This is a genomic window from Streptomyces sp. NPDC058000 (assembly GCF_042886435.1).
GTDB lineage: Bacteria > Actinomycetota > Actinomycetes > Streptomycetales > Streptomycetaceae > Streptomyces.
This window is the reverse complement of the sequence record NZ_JBHVQS010000028.1, coordinates 33,474-50,606: the sequence shown is the minus strand read 5'-3', so window position 1 is coordinate 50,606 and position 17,133 is coordinate 33,474. Positions and strand designations below refer to the sequence as shown.

General features: G+C 69.7%; 15 protein-coding genes. 11 read left to right on the top strand and 4 right to left on the bottom strand.

Features of this window, described 5'->3' with window-relative positions; genetic code table 11:
* Positions 1–219: 219 nt before the first annotated feature.
* On the bottom strand, positions 220–1,605 hold the full coding sequence (locus ACFVT2_RS25080; RefSeq protein WP_390021503.1) for an MFS transporter: 1,386 nt from the start codon (positions 1,603–1,605) through the stop codon (positions 220–222).
* 174 nt (positions 1,606–1,779) lie between these two features.
* Here ACFVT2_RS25080 and ACFVT2_RS25075 point away from each other — a divergent pair, with 174 nt between their 5' ends.
* Positions 1,780–3,231: an aromatic amino acid ammonia-lyase gene (locus tag ACFVT2_RS25075; RefSeq protein WP_390021502.1), complete on the top strand. Its 1,452-nt coding sequence runs from the start codon at positions 1,780–1,782 to the stop codon at positions 3,229–3,231.
* A gap of 224 nt (positions 3,232–3,455) precedes the next feature.
* Here the strand turns inward: ACFVT2_RS25075 and ACFVT2_RS25070 are convergent, their stop codons facing one another.
* Together ACFVT2_RS25070 and ACFVT2_RS25065 are read right to left on the bottom strand one after the other, a co-directional pair.
* The gene (locus tag ACFVT2_RS25070; protein WP_390021500.1) at positions 3,456–4,301 is read right to left on the bottom strand and encodes an alpha/beta fold hydrolase; all 846 of its coding nucleotides are present in this window, start codon (positions 4,299–4,301) and stop codon (positions 3,456–3,458) included.
* Positions 4,298–4,891 (bottom strand): TetR/AcrR family transcriptional regulator, encoded by a 594-nt coding sequence (locus tag ACFVT2_RS25065; RefSeq protein WP_390021499.1) that lies wholly within the window; start codon positions 4,889–4,891, stop codon positions 4,298–4,300. Before ACFVT2_RS25065 ends, ACFVT2_RS25070 begins: the two co-directional genes overlap by 4 nt.
* A gap of 582 nt (positions 4,892–5,473) precedes the next feature.
* Here ACFVT2_RS25065 and ACFVT2_RS25060 point away from each other — a divergent pair.
* The gene (locus ACFVT2_RS25060; protein ID WP_390021497.1) at positions 5,474–6,733 is read left to right on the top strand and encodes a phophatidylserine decarboxylase associated domain-containing protein; all 1,260 of its coding nucleotides are present in this window, start codon (positions 5,474–5,476) and stop codon (positions 6,731–6,733) included.
* A 177-nt stretch (positions 6,734–6,910) separates the two neighbouring features.
* Here the strand turns inward: ACFVT2_RS25060 and ACFVT2_RS25055 are convergent, their stop codons facing one another.
* Positions 6,911–7,126, bottom strand: coding sequence for a DivIVA domain-containing protein (locus tag ACFVT2_RS25055; protein ID WP_390021496.1), 216 nt, complete (start codon positions 7,124–7,126; stop codon positions 6,911–6,913).
* A gap of 476 nt (positions 7,127–7,602) precedes the next feature.
* On the opposite strand from ACFVT2_RS25055, the gene ACFVT2_RS25050 reads away from it, so the two are divergent.
* The 9 genes from ACFVT2_RS25050 (at position 7,603) to ACFVT2_RS25010 (ending at position 17,132) form a co-directional block, all read left to right on the top strand.
* Positions 7,603–8,157, top strand: coding sequence for a nuclear transport factor 2 family protein (locus tag ACFVT2_RS25050; protein ID WP_390021495.1), 555 nt, complete (start codon positions 7,603–7,605; stop codon positions 8,155–8,157).
* A gap of 525 nt (positions 8,158–8,682) precedes the next feature.
* Positions 8,683–8,850: a hypothetical protein gene (locus tag ACFVT2_RS25045; protein ID WP_390021493.1), complete on the top strand. Its 168-nt coding sequence runs from the start codon at positions 8,683–8,685 to the stop codon at positions 8,848–8,850.
* Positions 8,851–9,166: 316 nt separating this feature from the next.
* Positions 9,167–10,633 (top strand): radical SAM protein, encoded by a 1,467-nt coding sequence (locus ACFVT2_RS25040; protein WP_390021491.1) that lies wholly within the window; start codon positions 9,167–9,169, stop codon positions 10,631–10,633.
* 111 nt (positions 10,634–10,744) lie between these two features.
* Positions 10,745–12,628 (top strand): carbamoyltransferase C-terminal domain-containing protein, encoded by a 1,884-nt coding sequence (locus ACFVT2_RS25035; protein ID WP_390021490.1) that lies wholly within the window; start codon positions 10,745–10,747, stop codon positions 12,626–12,628.
* Between the two features lie 136 nt (positions 12,629–12,764).
* Entirely contained in the window at positions 12,765–13,667 is a 903-nt protein-coding gene (locus tag ACFVT2_RS25030; protein WP_390021488.1) for a phytanoyl-CoA dioxygenase family protein, read from the top strand.
* Positions 13,660–15,024, top strand: a complete 1,365-nt coding sequence (locus ACFVT2_RS25025; protein WP_390021487.1) for an MFS transporter — start codon at positions 13,660–13,662, stop codon at positions 15,022–15,024. The genes ACFVT2_RS25030 and ACFVT2_RS25025 overlap by 8 nt, the downstream gene beginning before the upstream one ends.
* Positions 15,025–15,027: 3 nt before the next feature.
* Positions 15,028–15,957 (top strand): NAD(P)/FAD-dependent oxidoreductase, encoded by a 930-nt coding sequence (locus ACFVT2_RS25020; RefSeq protein WP_390021485.1) that lies wholly within the window; start codon positions 15,028–15,030, stop codon positions 15,955–15,957.
* 42 nt (positions 15,958–15,999) lie between these two features.
* Positions 16,000–16,917, top strand: coding sequence for an SGNH/GDSL hydrolase family protein (locus tag ACFVT2_RS25015; protein WP_390021483.1), 918 nt, complete (start codon positions 16,000–16,002; stop codon positions 16,915–16,917).
* An 11-nt stretch (positions 16,918–16,928) separates the two neighbouring features.
* Positions 16,929–17,132, top strand: a complete 204-nt coding sequence (locus tag ACFVT2_RS25010) for a hypothetical protein (protein ID WP_390021481.1) — start codon at positions 16,929–16,931, stop codon at positions 17,130–17,132.
* The last annotated feature ends 1 nt before the right edge of the window (position 17,133 follow it).

The window sequence follows — 17,133 nt, the reverse complement described above, 5'->3', positions numbered from 1 at the left end:
TTTGTCCCCGGTCCCTACGGCCGGTCTCGGCTGAGAGGTGGGAAGCGCGGGGAGGGGGGCTTCTGCTGCCGCTCGTCGGTCGGGCGATCACTTCGGTGCCGCGTGATGGTGCTCCCGCCCGGCGCTTCGACGAGCATCCGCATGGTCGCCGGAGCGCCGGGCCTGTTCGCACGTTGCCCTGTGCCTGTGGGGTGACGACGCCGCACGCACGCCGTGGCGTCAGTCCAGCGCGGCGCCGCTCGTCTCGGGGGCCCACAGCAGGGACACCAGGGCGCCGATCAGGAGGATCACGGCCAGGGCGATCATGGTCGGCGCGAAGCCGAAACTGCCCAGGCTGACCGGGAGCAGGAAGGTTCCGATGGCCGAGCCGACGCGGCTCATACCGTTCAGCAGGCCGACGCCGGAGCTGCGCAGTTCCGTGGGGAAGAGCTCGGGCGGGTAGACCTGGTCGAGGTTGGTGGCCGCGGACATGGTGAAGGTGAAGACCAGGAACAGCGGGAAGAGGACCGCGGCCGGGGCGTCCGGCCAGATGCCCATGGGCGCGAGGGACGCGGCGAGCACGGCGAAGGAGCCGATGGTCAGCCGGCGTCGGGTCAGCCTGGCCACGCACCACAGCCCGGCGACACCGCCCAGCAGCAGGAACAGGTTGAGCAGCGCCTCGCTGAGGAATCCCTGGCCGTCCAGGCTGATCTTGACGAGGACGAGCGGGAGGAAGGTGTAGATCGCGAAGTACGGGATCACCTGGCAGTTGTAGAAGAGGACGCCGAACGCCGTGTTCCTCCAGTGCTGCCGGCCGAAGAGTGCCCGGTAGGGAGCCGGCTTCCGCTCGGTGCGCTGCTGCGCGGCGAAGGCTTCGAAGTCGACCTGGCCGCCCACGTGCCGGGCGATGACCTGGCGGGCCTCGTCGATCCGGCCCTTGCCGATCAGCCAGCGCGGGGATTCCGGTGTGCCGATCCGCAGCAGGAGCACGACGATCGCGGGCAGGGCGCTGCTGGCCAGCAGCCAGCGCCAGGAGTCGCCGCCCAGGCCGACGAGGTACGTGCCGAAGAAGAAGGCGGCGATGTAGCCGACGGTCCACAGGACGGTCAGGGACGCCAGCAGACCGCCTCGGTAGCGACGCGGTACGAACTCCGCGACGAGCGTGGGCCCGAGCGCGTAGTCGGCGCCGATACCGAATCCGATCAGCAGCCGCAGGACGAACAGTTCGACGGGTCCGGAGACGAAGAACTGGAGGACGGAGGCGAGGGCGATGAGGAGGAAGTCGAGCATGTAGAGCCGCTGCCGGCCCATGCGGTCGGCGGCCCAACCGATGACGATGCTGCCGACGAAGACGCCGATGAGGGCGGAGGCGCCCATCAGGCCCTGCCACAGTGGGCCGAGGTGCATCTGCGGGGCCATCGCGGTCAGGGCGATGCCGATGATGCCCAGTTGGTAGCCGTCGGAGAAGTTCGCCCCGAAGGTCAACGCGGTGATCTTGAGGTGGAAGCGGTTGAGCGGCACGTCGTCGAAGGAGGCGCCTGCCGAAGGCGGAGTCGGGCGGCCGGGGGTCTGCTCCGAGGGTTCTGTGAGGCTGGGCGTAACGGGGCGGAGCCTGTCTTGGGGCATGGCTGACGAGCTCTCCGTTCAGGGGGACGCAGGAGCCTTGCGGCCACGGACGGGGCGGGACGGGCGCAGTGTGCGGAGCCCCGGATGCGGTGGGTGGAGGCTCTTGCCAGCGTGACGAATGGAAGGTTTCATGCAGCCTGCGAGGTGAATAGCAGCTTGTCAAGAGGAGTCTTCATGCCGGACACCGTTCCCCTCCGTATCACCGGTACGGACCTCGGTTGCATCGACGTCGTACACGCCGCGCGGCAGCCCGCCCCAGTGGAGTTGGACGAGAAGGCGCTGGAGCGCGCTGAACGGGCCTACGGGATCGCCCGGGACAGCGGGGCCAAGCGCGCGGTGTACGGCAGGACCACCGGGGTCGGCGCCAACCGCCATGCCGTCGTCGACCAGGACGCCGCCGACCAGCACGGATTGCGCTTGCTGCGCAGCCACGCGGGCGGTAGCGGCGAACGGCTGCCCGACGACGTCGTACGCGGCGCGCTCCTCGTCCGACTCAACCAGTTGGCGGCCGGCGGCAGCGGCGTGCACCCCCGACTCCTGCGGGCGCTCCAGGCCGCACTGGACGCGGACGCACTGCCCTCCGTCCACGCCCGCGGCGCCCTCGGCACCGGGGACCTCACCACCCTCGCCGAGATCGCACTGACCCTGGCCGGCGAACTGCCGTACGCGGGACGGGCCCTGGAACCGGTCCCGATCAGCCCCGGTGACGCGCTCGCCTTCATCTCCAGCAACGCCGTCACCCTCACGCAGTCCGTACTGGCCTGGTACGACCTGCGGCAGCTGCTGCGCGCGAGCCATACGGTCACCGCGCTGTCCTACTGCGCGCTCGGTGGCTCCCCCGAGGCGTATGCCGCAGCGGTGCACGAGGCCCGCCCGCACCCCGGCTCGGTGGCCTGCGCCGCCGCGATGCGCCGCCTCCTCGGGCTGGACGAGGACGCCCCCGCGGGCCGCAGGCTCCAAGACCCCTTCGGACTGCGTGCCTACCCGCAAGTGCACGGGCCCGCCCTCGATGCCGCCGACACGCTCGAACGCGTCCTGACCATCGACATCAACGCCGCTGCCGAGAACCCGCTCATCGACATCGCACGCGAACAGATCCATCACCACGGCCAGTTCTCCACCGCCCATCTCGCCCTCGCCCTGGACGGCCTGCGTGCCGCCCTCCACCACGCCGCCGAACTCTCGGCGGCGCGCCTGAGCGACCTGGTGGAGCCGGACCTCACCAAGCTGACGCCGTTCCTCGCCTCGGGGCCCGCCGGCAGCTCCGGCATCATGATCCTCGAATACGTGGCGCACGACGCGCTCGCCCAACTCCGGCACGCCGCCGCCCCGGTCACCCTCGGCACGGCGGTGATCTCGCGCGGCCTGGAGGACCACGCGAGCTTCTCCACCCACGCCGCACGCTCCTCCGCCGCGGCGGCCGACGCCTACCGCACGGTCCTGGCCTGCGAACTGATCGGCGCAGTAAGGGCGTTGCGGCAGTCCGGCGCGCCGCTGCCGCCCGCGCCGGTCTCCCGCGCCTTCGCCACCGCCGCGGACCGCCTGCCGTACATCGCCGAGGACCACACCCTCAGCAACGAGATCGCCGCCGCCGAACAACTGCTCGCGGAACTGGCCACGTACTGATCAACCCCCACCGTGACACGGCCGCACTCCTGCGCCGACCAGAGCCGCGACGTGCGGATGGAGGATGAGCGTGGCGTCCGCGACATGCGGATGAGTGTGACGGTGGACGTCGGCATAGGGGAGCGGGCAACGCCCCGGCCCCGCGGGCCTGTGGGAAGGACCTCTGGCCCCGACAACGAATCCACGGACGCACCGCCACATGACCGGGCGGACAACCGCAACCGCTAGGCGCGGGTGGCCCGGATGGCCCGGTGCAGGAGTTCGCCGAACTCGGCGGGGTGTGTGGTCAGTCCGGTGTGGCCGCCGGGGAAGTGGAGGAGTTCCGTACCAAGACGCTCGGCCAGGAAGGCGGCCGGACGGTAGGACAGTTCGCCGGGTGAGTCCTGACCGACGGCGAGCACGAGTCGGCCCGACAGCGCGTCCAGCCGGTGGATGTCCGGGGCGTAGGACATGAAGCCGGGGACGATGCGCCCGACGAAGTACGGCAGGTTGGCCATCGTCTGCTCGGCCCGCGCCGCTGCCTGCGGCGGGAGCTTGACCTCGGCCTTCGGCTCAGTGGTGTCGCCGTCCTTCTTCAGACCTGCGGCGAAGACGGCCATCGCCGGCATGAGCCCCTGGGTGCGGAACGTCTCCTGTACGCACGCGATGAGCACGCGATGTTCGGCGGCGTCCGGGAGGACCTCGACCACCGGGGGCTCGTGCACCACGACGCGTTCGACACGTTCGGGATGGGCGGTGAGCAGGTGCAGCGCGGCGATCGCACCCGAGCTGGCGCCGAACACCCGGGCGGGCGCACCGGGCGACAGCAGTTCCAGCATGCGGAACGCGTCATCGGCGTGCTCGGCCACGTGCTGCTCGGCCTCGGGGTCGTCCAGCGTGCTGCGGGACATGCCGCGCGGGTCGTAGGTGGCAACGGTGTACGCGGCGGCCAGATCGTCGACGACACCGTCGAAGGAGGCCGCGCCGCCCGTCCCTCCGGGGATCAGCAGCAAGAGCGGTCCCCGGCCGCGTACTTCGTAGTGCAGGGTCGCGCCGTTGACGCGCAGGTTGCCGATGGTCGGGTCGGTCACGAGGATTCTCCTTCTTCGGACGGGGGCCAGTGCGCCAGGAGGGCGTGCAGGGCGTCGAGGGCGCGGACCCAGGAGCGCTGCGACGGACGCTCGTGCGCGAATCCGCCCGCGGCCTCCAGGGCGACGAACCCGTGGAACGTGCTGCGCAGCAACCGGACCGCGTCGGTCAGGTCGGGCTCGGCCAGTCCGTAGCCGCGGAGCATGCCGTAGCTCAACTCGACCGCGCGCCGCGGTCCGGGCGCCTTCGCAACCAGCTCGGGGTCGATCTGGATCGGGGTCTGCGTCGCCGTGTAGCGGCCCGGATGCTCGCGGGCGTACTCCCGCCAGGCGTTCGCGAACGCCACCAGCGCGTCCTTGCCCGCCCGCCCCGCGGTCGCCTCCGCGATACGGATGGTCTTCTCGTCCGCCGCCAGCAGCGCGATCCGTCCGCGCAGATCCTCCAGGCTGCGGACATGCGTGTAGAGGCTCGCGTCCTTCACGCCCAGCCGCCGCGCCACCTGAGACATGGTCACGTGGTCGAGCCCGACCTCGTCCGCCAACTCGGCGCCCGCGATCGTCACCCGCTCCGCCGTCAGTCCGGCCCGCACCATGTGCCCTCCTTACGCTCCTAGGGATCCTAGGTTTATCCTAGGGGTCCTAGGGATGGCAAGCGGGTAGTGCGTGCACGCGAGGACGGCGTCCGGGTCCGCTTCCGCAGCGGGGGCGAGCGGCGCTTCAGGCGCGTCGTGGGCGCCGACGGCCAGTGGGGCTGCGTGGCCATGACGGTGCGGAACAATGCCGAGTTGCGCGTCTTCCCCCGCCTTCGCCGCCTACGGGGAGCGGCTACGCGGCCGCGTGAACGCCAATCAGGCCCCACGCGCCCACGCCCACACCCACATCCACGTCTCAGGCCGCACCGCGGCAACCGTCGGCGCGGCCAGGCGGGCCCATGCCTGCTCGACCGGCCACGTCGAGGGCGCCGCACACGCCATCGGTTCGTACCGCCCGTTCGTACCGCCCGTTCGTACCGCCCGTTCGTACCGCCCGTTCGTGCCGCCCGTTCGTGCCGCGACACATAACCGATTTACTCGAATTGCGACGCATTACCCGATCGGGCGATGCGGGGAAGCAAGGCGAGACGTAGGTTCGCGTTCATATTCCAGACGAATAGGACGATCGAAAGGGCGCACTTCATGAGCGACGACATCCTGCAGGCCACGCTGGAGGCGCGGTACCAGCACTCCTTCGGACGGCTGGCCGGCTATCTGCCGGAGAGCCGGGCCGCGATCGACGAGTGGCAGGCGGGGCTCGTCCAGAAGGTCGCGGACTACAAAGAGGAATTCAGCCCCGCGGTCCAGGCGTTGGCAGACCTGATCGAGCTGGACGGGACCGTCAGACAGTACGTAACCGAGATGATCGAGCAGGTCCCACCGGACCAGCGGAGCGTCGTCGACATTCCGCAGCTGCTGAATTGTCTCAACTACATCACCGGGACGGCCCCGGAGTACAACCCGGACAAGGCCAAGCGGATCGCCTTCCCGATGTCCGCCCTCTTCGTGCACATGATGGAGACGAATGCGGGCGAGGTCGCCTTCCGCCTCCAGCCGTTCAACAACGCACTCAGGGCGATCCTCGCGGAGTGGTGCGGCTATCTGGACAGCCAGAAGAGTCGCTCGGTCCTCAACAGGAGCGAGTTCGGCTGGCTTTCCCCGGCTGCCTGGAAGGAGTTCAACCTCGACGACTTCGTCATTCCCAAGCCCGAGCAGCCCGACGGCGGTTTCGCGTCCTACAACGCCTTCTTCCACCGCGAGATCAAGGAGGAATGCCGTCCGGTGGATCAGGCGCCGAATGCCATCGTCTCGCCCAACGACGGCCAGGTATGGACGTACAAGCAGGTCACCTCGCCGAACGACCGGTTCTGGCTCAAGGCTCAGCCGTACTCGCTGACGGACATGGTGCACGGGCGTAAGCGTGCGGAACCGTTCGTCGGAGGTTATGTGTTCCAGTCGTTTCTCTCGGGCGCCGACTATCACCGGTGGCGCTCGCCGGTCAATGGCACCGTCACGCACATGGAGCTCATCCCCGGGCTGATGTTCAGCGAGACCGTTCGGCCGGACAAGGACGCGGGTGTCCTGTCCCAGGGATACGAGGCATCGGTCAACACCCGCGGACTGGTCTTCATCGACAGCGACTTCGGCAAGAAGGTCTGCGTCATGCCCATCGGGATCACGGAGATCTCCTCGGTCGTTCTCAGAACCGATCTCATCGGAAAGTCGGTCAGCAAGGGCGATGAGCTCGGCATGTTCAGCTACGGCGGTTCCAGCATGTGCGTGCTCTTCGAGAAGGGCCTGATCAACGAATTCACCGTGCGGAACAACGACCCGATCGAGCACCCCTGGGGCGGGGACCCGATCCGGGTCAATGCTGAGATCGCGAGCGGGAACCTGCTGTGAGGACGCGTATCACTCACCACGCACGCTAGACAGTCGAGGTGTTCTGCTCATGGATGGGGCCGGGCCAGGCAATTTCGTTTGTTTCCTGGCCGCCCCGGTCGGTGAAGGCCGCCGGTACCCAGTACCGCCTCAGCGGCGGTGGCGGCACCGGCCTGCCGATCACCGGTTGTGCGGCGACTATTCTCCGGGGTTCCTACGTGCCCGCAGTTCTTCGATATAGGCGTCGACCTGCTGCCGGTCGTATCCCCGCCGGGCCACGTCGAACGCCGGCGGTTCGGCCGGCGGCCCTGCCGGGGACAGTCGCTCGACGTACGCCTCGACCTGCTCGCGGTCATAGCCGCGCCGCACCAGGGAGAACCTGAAACGGCCGTCCGGACTCCCTGCTTCACTCACTGCCTTGCGCGAGAACACCGTGCGCAACCCCCATCCGTTCCGGTCTTGTCTCTTCCTGACGGAAGGAAAAGTACTCCTGCGCACCGACGCTTCGGAACGGCCACCAGCCGTTTTCCCCCGTGAGAAAGCGCACCGCGGAACCGACTGTGGAACCGACCGCAGCCGCTCCCGCGCCAAGCACAGAAAGCTGCCTGGCCCTTGCTCCTTGGCCCTTGGGGAGAGCTCTTGCGCGACACGATGCCGCTCCTGCGCCTACGGCCCGTGCGGTCCTGACCGCAACCCGGGCGACGGTCGTACGCGCCGCTCTTCCCGGTCGGCAGGAGGGTGTCGCCGGCCGCCGGAGTCGACGACCAGGCGATGGTGCTGCTCCAGGACCGGCGCCTCATCGCTTGACCTCAAGTTTGATTGAGCTTCTATGTTCGGGGCAATGGCCGTCGACCAGGCGACTGTTGACCGAACGAACGGAGCACGCCGCCATGACCGCTGTCACCACCACCGATGCCCTGGCCCTTCAGCAGCAGGTCGCGGTCCTGGTGGACCGGGCCGAAATCACCGGCCTCATCGACCGCTACCTGTTGAGCCTCGACACACTGCCCGGTGGTGACGGCTTCGACGACGACTGGGCGCGTGGCCTGTTCACCGAGGACATCGTGATCACCTCGCCGGTCGGGAAGCACCGCGGCATCGACGGGCTGGCCGAATCCGAACGAGCGACCATGGCGAAGTTCGAGCGGACGCAGCACCTCGGTTCCAACTACCTCATCGACCTCGACGGCGACCGGGCAACCGTGCGGTGGAACGCACTGATGACCCATGTCCACCTGGCCGTGACGCAGGCCGCCCGCGGTGCGGAACCAGGCGGCCACTTCGACGTCGGAGGCACGTTCACCGGCGAGGTCGTCCGGAGCGTCGACGGCTGGCGCTTCCGGAGACTGGACGTCCGTGCCGTGTGGACGACCGGCCAGGGACCGCTCGTCCTGACACCGAAGGCCGAGGAGACACTGCGGGAGCTGGAGCCGCAGGCTGCATGACGAACCGCCAAGGGCGTCGAGGAGGGCAGATCGGCGGGGGTGTGACTGGTCGCCCATGAATTGCCGTTCGGTTAACTGCCGTCACATGAAGTCACGTTGATGGCTTCGGGGAGAGTGGCGACGATGCGAGCCTCGGGCCGTGAGCCCGAGGCTCGCTCGCGGGCGTCGGCTTCGGCGGCATCCATGACTGTGGTGGCCACCGTGAACGGAGTGACCGCCACGGGCCCGGCCTTCCTTGTTCCCGTCGTCTGTCGCCGTTGCCCGTCGCCCCGCCTCCTGGCCGAATTCATTCTGTGCAAGGGGATTTGAGGGAGCCCGGTGGCTGGCCCGGACATTCCGGATCATGCGGGCCGGCGGGCGAAGTGGCAGATAAATGCGGCAGGCGTCGAATGGGTGAACGATCAATTCTCTTCGGATGCCTCGGCGGAACATGATTTCTCACCGTGACTGGTTGGCGTCTTATTTAGTGTGGTTTCTTCTGGTTAATTAGAACGCGTTGTGTGTCGCACCTACCGAGGAGGCCACATGGCCGAAGTCAAGAAGGTCGTCCGCCCTGCGGTCACCGCGTCGTCCCGCCCGTGCGCGTTCGTCTCGCCGGACAAGGGCAACGCTCCGACCATCACGCCCGCCCGTAAGCAGATGGAGGCCGCCCCGGCCCCCGCTGAGCAGCGGAAAGAGCGTGCGTCGGCCTAAGGGCTGAGGTTCCGCCGGGGCCCTGCCCACGGGCCGGGCCCCGGTCTGTCGCGCGGGCCGGGCCGACGGTCGGGATCGGTCCGCGCTCAACGGCTCCGCGCCCGGGGGCCTTTCGCCGACGCCGTGCCGCACGCCGCGCAGCCAGGGCCGAGCCGTACGTCGTGTCGGAATTCGTAAGATGCAGGGAGAAGTCTCAGCCATGCAGAATTCGATGTACCAGTCGTCGCGCTACGTCCGCACCCTGCGTGCCACGGGCGACCGGGATTTCACGTCATTCGGAGGTCGGCTCCATTCCTATGAGGGTGACGAGCAAACCATGGCCTTTCATTCACTCTACGGAAATGCGCGGCTGATCGACCGGGACATCGTCGGACTCCTCAACGAGGCTTCCCAGGGCATCAGTTGGGACCGACTGCGGGAGCGGGTCGACGACGACTCCCTGCGTGACCTCGTCGAGGCCCGGTTCCTCGTCGAGGCGGGGCACGACGAGGCCAGAGAGATCGACGGACTGCTGGAGAGCCGGCAGAGCGCACTCGGGAGCGGCGTGTTCCACTCCTCCATCCAGCTCGTGCTCACCAACGCCTGCAACTTCTCCTGTCAGGGCTGTTTCGCGTACAACTTCGACGGCGGCGTCGAGGAGCGCAACACCTCCGGCGAGTCGGTGAAGCCCGGACCGGTCCTGGTCGAACTGCGCCGCTCGCGCGAGGACCAGGGCCCCGCCCGCCACGACTCGGGCCCCACGCTCGCCAAGGGTGACTGGAACCATGGCTCGGACCAGGGCCGCAACCCCTCGATGCACATGTCGCGCGAGGTGGCCGAGAAGACCATCAAGGAGGCCATCGAGCTGCGCAAGGCCAACGGCGGCGGCCATCTGACGGTGTCGTTCTTCGGCGGCGAGCCCACCCTGGCGCGGGGCACCATCCTCCACGTACTGCGCACCTTCGGCGACAGTCACGACGGGGTCACCCTCTCCTACGACCTGACCAGCAACGGCTCCCGCATCGACGACGAACTGCTGGCGGTGCTCGCCGAGCACCACGTCGACACCACCGTCTCCATCGACTACCTGGTCCCGGAGACCGGCGAGTTCCGCGGCGGACAGCAACAGCGCACCCCATGGGCCGTGGTCCGCAAGGCGATCCTCGACATGAAGGCCGCCGGCGTCCCCGTCAACATCACCTCGGTGCTCTCCCAGTTCACCTGGGACAAGTGGGGCAACCCACTCATCGACTTCGTCGCCGAGGCCGGCCTGGACACCCTCGACGTCATCGTGTCGTTCCAGGCCAAGGAGTTCTTCCAGGCACACAGCCCGCACGACGTGGCGCAGCGGCTGCTGGCCGCCGTCGACTACGGGCGCGAGCGCGGCGTGCAACTCAGCGGCTACTGGTACCAGACCTTCCAGATGATCACCGACGAGGCCAAATGGGCCGAACAGGCCGACTACAAGACCTGCCCGGCGGTCGGCCGCCAGCTCTCCATCGAGCCCAACGGCAGCGTCTTCGCCTGCAAGGCCACCGCCCGCAAACTGGGCACCATCGATGACTGGCGCGGCATCTTCGCCTCTCCCGCGTACCAGGACTACGGCATGCGGGCTTACACCAACGGCCCCGGCTGCCAGGGCTGTGAGCTCCAGGGCACCTGCTCGGGCGGCTCCGCCGGAGCACTGGAGGAGGAGAACGGATCGATCCAACTGATGTCGCCCGGCTACTGCGCCTACATGCGCGAGGTGGTGCAGGGCCTCCTGGAGCGCCATCACCTCCAGAGCCTCGCCAGCCCGTCCTGACCCGGCCCTGTCCCGACGACCTCCGCAACGGCCCGCCCCGCACGAGGCGGGCTGTCGATCCACGAACCGGCCCCGCGAACCCCGCCGGGCCGAGGAAGGGTGACTGGTTCCATGGCAACGATTGGGATGCACTTCGGCCATGACGCGGGCGCCGCGCTCACCGACGAGAGCGGCTATCGCGTCATCGAGGCCGAGCGCCGCCTCGGCCTGCGCCATGTGTGCGGCGGCAACGGCGACTTCCCCCGGGCCGCCGCCGAGTGGCTGGCGGAGCTACGGCAGCGGGCGGCGAGCCCGGTGACCCGCATCGCGGTGGCCGACTGGTACACGCCGATGTGCCAGGCACTGCCCCCGGCGCTGGTCGAGCTCGTCAACGAGGACGCCCGATGGACAGCCACCGGCGGCACGCGCCTCGCCGACGTCGTGACCCGCGTGATCAAACCCCTGGACTGGCCGCTGGCCAAGGAGTTCGGCGACATCACCCTGACCGCGGTGCGCCACCACTACGCGCACGCCGCCCTCGCGTACTACACCTCCGGAACCCACAAGGCCCTGGTGCTCGCCCTGGACGGGACGGGCAACTACGCCGAATGCGGCATGGTCTGCCTCGGCGACGGCGACCAGCTCACCCCGGTGATGTCCTTCACCAACCGCACCGGCCCGCGCTTCGGCCTGGTCTACGAAGCGCTCGCCCGACGCATCCACGGCAGCCAGTTCGACACCGGGAAACTGCTCGGGCTGACGGCCACCGGGCAGACCGACACCTCCCTGCTGCCGGTGCTGCGCGCCATGCTCGTCCCGCAGTCCACCCGGAACGCCTCACCGGATCTGTACGAGCAACTCGAAGATGACCAACTGACCGGCACCGCACTGCGCTACGCCGACACCTGGTGGGAGTACGACCCCTACAGCGGCGGGTATCTGGACGCGGGCCTGGACGACTCCTCGGACGACGACGTCGTGCACTCCTTCGGCTCGGTCTTCCCCGACGAGATCCGCACCGCCGACGGCCGAACCACCCTTGTCGGGACCTCCCCCGAAGACCGCACCTGTCGGGACCTGGCGGCCACCTTGCAGACCGCCGTGGAGCACGACCTCACACGACTGGTCACCGGCATCAGCCGGCTCTTCCCGAGCTACGCCACGCTCTGCTACGCGGGTGGCTGCGCGCTCAACATCACAGCCAACAGCCGCTTGGCCGAGTGCGGACAGTTCACCCGGGTGTCCATTCCCACCTGTTGCGACGATTCGGGCATCGCGCTCGGTGCGGCACTGGCCGTCGCCGAACCGGCCGACCGCCCGGCCCTGCTGGGCCGCTCGGGAGGTGCGCAGCTGGCCTACTCAGGGCCACTGCTGGCGGGCCTGGACGCAGTGGACCGAGACGACGCGGCCCCGGCCGGCGACCTCACCCGCCGATTGAGCGGCCGCGGGCTGACCGTGCGCCGCCCGGCCGACGTCGAGGAGTTCCTCCGGACCGTCGCCGACCTGCTGGCCGACCGACGTTGCGTGGCCTGGCTGGAGGGCGGCCTGGAGACCGGACCACGGGCGCTGGGCCACCGCTCGCTGCTGGTCTCGGCCCACTGGAGCGGCGCCCGCCGATACGTCTCCCAGACCATCAAGCACCGGGAGTGGTTCCGGCCGGTCGCGCCGATCTGCCCGGAGGAGGTGGCCGACCACTACTTCACCGGCCCCCTGGACCACACCGAGACCATGCTGTTCGCGGTACGGGTACGGCCCGACCGGGCCCGGCAGCTCGCGGAGGCCAGGCACATCGACGGCACGGCCCGCCTCCAGACCGTACGACCCGACACCCATCCCCTGCTGCACCGTTTGTGCCACGCGGTCGCCGCCCGCACGGAGTTGCCCGTGCTCATCAACACCAGTGCCAACGGCGGCGGCCGCCCCCTCCTCAACCACCTCGACGAGGCACTACAACTGCTCACCGAGACCGAACTGGACGCCGTGGTACTCCCCGAACACCGCCTGATCGTCGAGTGATCCCCGCCCTCCGGCCAACACCCCGTACCCGCTTCCCCCGACACCCCGACCAGGCGAAGTCCAGCCGGAACGGCGATGTCGGGGCCGGCCCGTCCCACCCGACCATGTGCAGGCGTCGTGTCCCTGGAGAGTGCCCGTGGCCGCCATCCCCTTGCGAGACATCCACAAGACGAAACCACTGCGCGTCCTGTCCCCGACGGACTGGCAACAGTGGCTCACCCAAGGCTATGTGATCGTCCGTCAGGCAGTGCCGGCGCAGACGATCGCCGCCCTCACCGAGGGCCTGTACTCCTTCCTCGACATGTACCCCGACGACCCCGCCACCTGGACCTCGCCGCACACCGGAAACGACCGGCTGCCGGGCCACAGCGGGCTCGTCGAGATGTACAACCACCAAGCCCAGTGGGACGTCCGACAGACACCGCGGGTGTACGGGGCCTTCGCCGACATCTGGGACCGAACCGACCTGTGGGTCACCATCGACTTCGCCAACGTCAATCCGCCCAACCGGGGAGCGCGCGCCTTCGACGGATTCATCCACTGGGACGTGGACACCGCCACCGACCCACTGCCGGTGAGCTGCCAGGCGGTGCTCTCGCTGACCCACGGTGACCAGGAGATCGGTGGCTTCCAATGCGTGCCCGAGATCTTCACCGAATGGGAGAAGTGGGTCGGCGGCCAGCCCGCCGACCGCGACCCGTGCACGCCGGACATCACCGGCTACCCGATCACCACGCCGGAGGTCGCACCCGGCGACCTCATCATCTTCAACAGCCTGTTGCCGCACGGGGTGCACCCCAACGTCTCCCGCACCCGGGTGCGCATGGCCCAGTACCTGACCATGGCCCCCGCCTGGGAGGAGAACGCCGACCTCCGAGCGGCCCGGGTGCGGTTCTGGCGGGACCGGATCCCCCCACATCCCCCTCAAGGCGGGGTGCGCAAGGCCGAGGCCGAGCTGTACGGACCGGCGAGGCTGACGGAACTGGGCGAGCGGCTGCTGGGCCTGCGCGCCTGGTCCGAGGGGAGCGCTGTTGGCTAGCACCGCCCGGTCCGGCACCCGCCCGGCTCGCCAGGTGGACCTGGGCCGCCCGTTCCGCTGGCTGTGGGCGTCGACGGCCGCCTCCAACGCGGGCGACGGCATCACCCGTACGCTGCTCCCGCTCCTGGTGGTCGCGCACCACCCTGACCCGGCGGCGGTCGCCGGACTGACCACCGTCAACATGCTGCCCTGGCTGCTGTTCGCGCTCCCCGCGGGTGTCCTCGCGGATCGGGTGGACCGGCGTCGCATCGTGCTGGGCAGCAACGTGATCCGCGCAGCGGCCCTGCTCGGCGCGGCCCTCGCGCTCGCCGACAACCGCCCGCTGCCCCTGCTGTACGCGCTGGCGTTCCTCCTGGGCATCGCCGAGACCTTCGCCGACACCGCGGCGCCCGCGATGCTGCCGTGCCTGGTCGACGAACGGCACCTGGAACGCGCCAACGGCCGACTGCTGACCGCGCAGATCGTGCTCAACGAGACGATCGGACCGCCCCTCGCGGGCCTGCTGGTGGGCCTGACCGCCGCCGCGGCGCTGGCCACCGGCGGGGTGCTGTACGCCGTGGCCGCGCTGCTGCTGTTCGGCTTCGCCCCACTCGTCCGCCCCCGCCGCGAGGCGACACCGGGTGCGTCACACGGCGGGGTGCTGCGCGACATCCGGGGCGGACTCGGCTTCGTCCTGCACCATCGCACCCTGCGGCTCACCCTGGCCGCGAGCGCCCTGTACGGCCTGGTGTTCTCGGCGACCTTCTCGATGCTGGTGCTGCTGAGCGAGGACACTTTGGGGCTGAGCGAGACCGGGTACGGGCTGCTGCTCACCGCCGGATCACTGGGAGCCGTCGCCGGCAGTTGGCTGGCGCCCCGGGCCGCGGACCGGTTGCCCACCGTGCGACTGGCCCGGTGGTCCCTGGTGGCCTCCGGGGCCGCGTACGCCGCGCTGGGCCTGGGCCGCCACCCGGTCCTGGCCGGGCTGGCACTCGCGGTCAACGGCGTCTTCATGATGGGTTGGAACATCCCCGTGATGTCGCTGCGCCAGCGGCTCACACCGGAAGATCTCCAGGGCCGGGTGATGAGCGTGTCCCGGCTGTGCGCCTGGGGCACCATGCCGGTCGGCGCGACGCTCGGTGGACTGCTCGCCGAAGCCCTGTCCGTGCCGGCGGTGTTCGTGGTGTGCGGAACGGTCCTGGCCGTGGGCGCACTGGTGCTGCTCGCGCCCCTGCGCGAGGACCACTCCGCGGCCGGCCCCCGGCCCGCGCCCACCGCACCACCACAGCCGTCCGACCCGCCGCCTTCCGACCCACAGTCCTCCTCTTCGCCGCCATCCGATCCACCGCCGCACGGCGACCTTCTCGACAAGGAGTGACCATTGGACACACAGCCCTACGACACGGTGATCGTCGGAGGAGGCCCGGCCGGCCTCAACGGGGCGCTCTACCTGGGCCGTTCGCGTCGCCGCGTGCTGCTGATCGACTCCGGCGACGCCCGCAACATGGCGGCGGGCGTCATGCACAACGTCCTCACCAACGACGGGGCCACCATCGCGGACTTCCGGACCCGCTCCCGCGCCCAACTCGCCGCGTACGACGTGACGTTCCGCGAGGACGAGGTGCTGTCGGCCGAACTCGACGGCGACCACGTGGTGGTCACCACCAAGGAGTCCGGCACCCACCGCGCCCGCACCCTGCTCTACGCGGCCGGGGTGCGCTCGGTGCTGCCGCCGGTCCCGGGCCTGGCCGACCTGTGGGGCCACACGGTCCTTGAGTGTCCGTACTGCCATGCCTGGGAAGTGCGCGACCGCAGCTTCGCCGTGTACGGAGGGAACGTACCCAGCGAATGCCTGGCCGCGACCCTGACGGTGTGGTCCGACAGCATCACCTACCTCACCGACCGGCGCGAGCTGCCGCAGGACGAGCGGGACCGGCTCACCGCGGCCGACGTGCCTGTCGTCAGCGACGAAGTCAGCGAGGTCAAGCCACATGCCGAGGGGATCGAGGTCGTCTTCGAGGACGGCCGGTCCGCGAGTTACGGGGCACTGTTCCTGCACCTGGACATCGAACCCCGGGTGGCCCCGCTGCGCCCCTGGCTACAGGCCCCGGACCTGGAATCCGTACAGACCGACGAGCGCGGCCGCACCAGCCTGCCCCGGCTCTACGTGGCCGGGGACCTCGGCCGGAACATGCAACAGGCCGCCATGGCCGCGGCCAGCGGAGGGCTGGCCGGTATGGCCATCAACGCCGACCTGATCCGCGAGGACCGCCCCGGCTCCCTGCCCGAGCCGCCACCCCCGACCCCCTGAGCACCCGCCACCCACCCGCACACCGACGGGAGCCCCGCTGCGATGACGTCACCCCGCGCCGAGTTCACCCCGCACATGGAGCACTACACCTTCGTCCTGGAGGACCAGCCCTATCTGGGGTACTTCCAGTACGGCAATGAGAAGACCCCCGTCCACAGCACCGACCGGCACGGCTTCCGGGTCACCCCCGGCCCCGACGGACTCCGGGCGACGGTCGGCGACGACCGCCCCGACGGCCCCGTGCGGGTGCTCGCCGGCAGTTCCGCAGTCTTCGGCGTGGGCGCCACCGGTGACGCGGCCACGATCACCGCCCGCCTGTGGAACGCCCACGCGCCCCGACTGCCCTGGCTGAACATCGCCGGACAGAGCCACAACTCGACGCAGGAACTCCTGCTGTTCACCCTGTTCCAACACGAACTCCCGCCCGTCGAGGACATCGTGCTGCTCTCCGGGGTCAACAACCTGGTGCTCAGCCGGCTGCCCGAGGACAAGCAGGGCCGGCACGGCGCCTTCTTCGACTGCGGTCCCGCCCTCGACGTCGTCCCACCACCGGAGCAACGGGTCGCACACGCAACGGAGTTGACGATCCGACACCTCGGCGGGTGGAAGGCGCTCGCGCAGGCACTGGACGCCCGGCTGACCTTCGTGCTCCAGCCACTCGCGCCCTGGGTGCGCGAGGAACCGTTGCCCCGCGAGAAGCTCCTCTTCGAAGAGTTGGACGAGGTGTCCAACTTCCGCCGGTTCCACAACGACATCTCCACCATGACTGTGGGCCGCGCCTACGCGGACCGGCTGGCCGCCGGGTGCGCCCGGCTCGACGTGCCGTTCCTGGACATGAACGTGGCACTCGCCGAAGCCGCCGGGCTGTCGGACTGGCTGTTCATCGACCGTGTGCACTGCACCGATCTGGGATACGACCTGGTGGCCCGGCAACTGGCGGACCGCCTTGACCTGGTGTGAGGAGCCCCGCCATGCACGACGACACCACGGCCACGTCGACGGCCCGCACCCTCGCCCCCCGGCTACGACACCGCCTCGCTGCCTGGCTACGACGCCGAGGCCGACCCACCCCGTCCCCCAGCGCCCCGCCGGACCGGCTGGCCACCAAGGCCCCGCCACCGTCCCCGCTGCGGCCGCAGCCCGAGGACGACGCGTCCATCTACCCCCTGTTCTGAC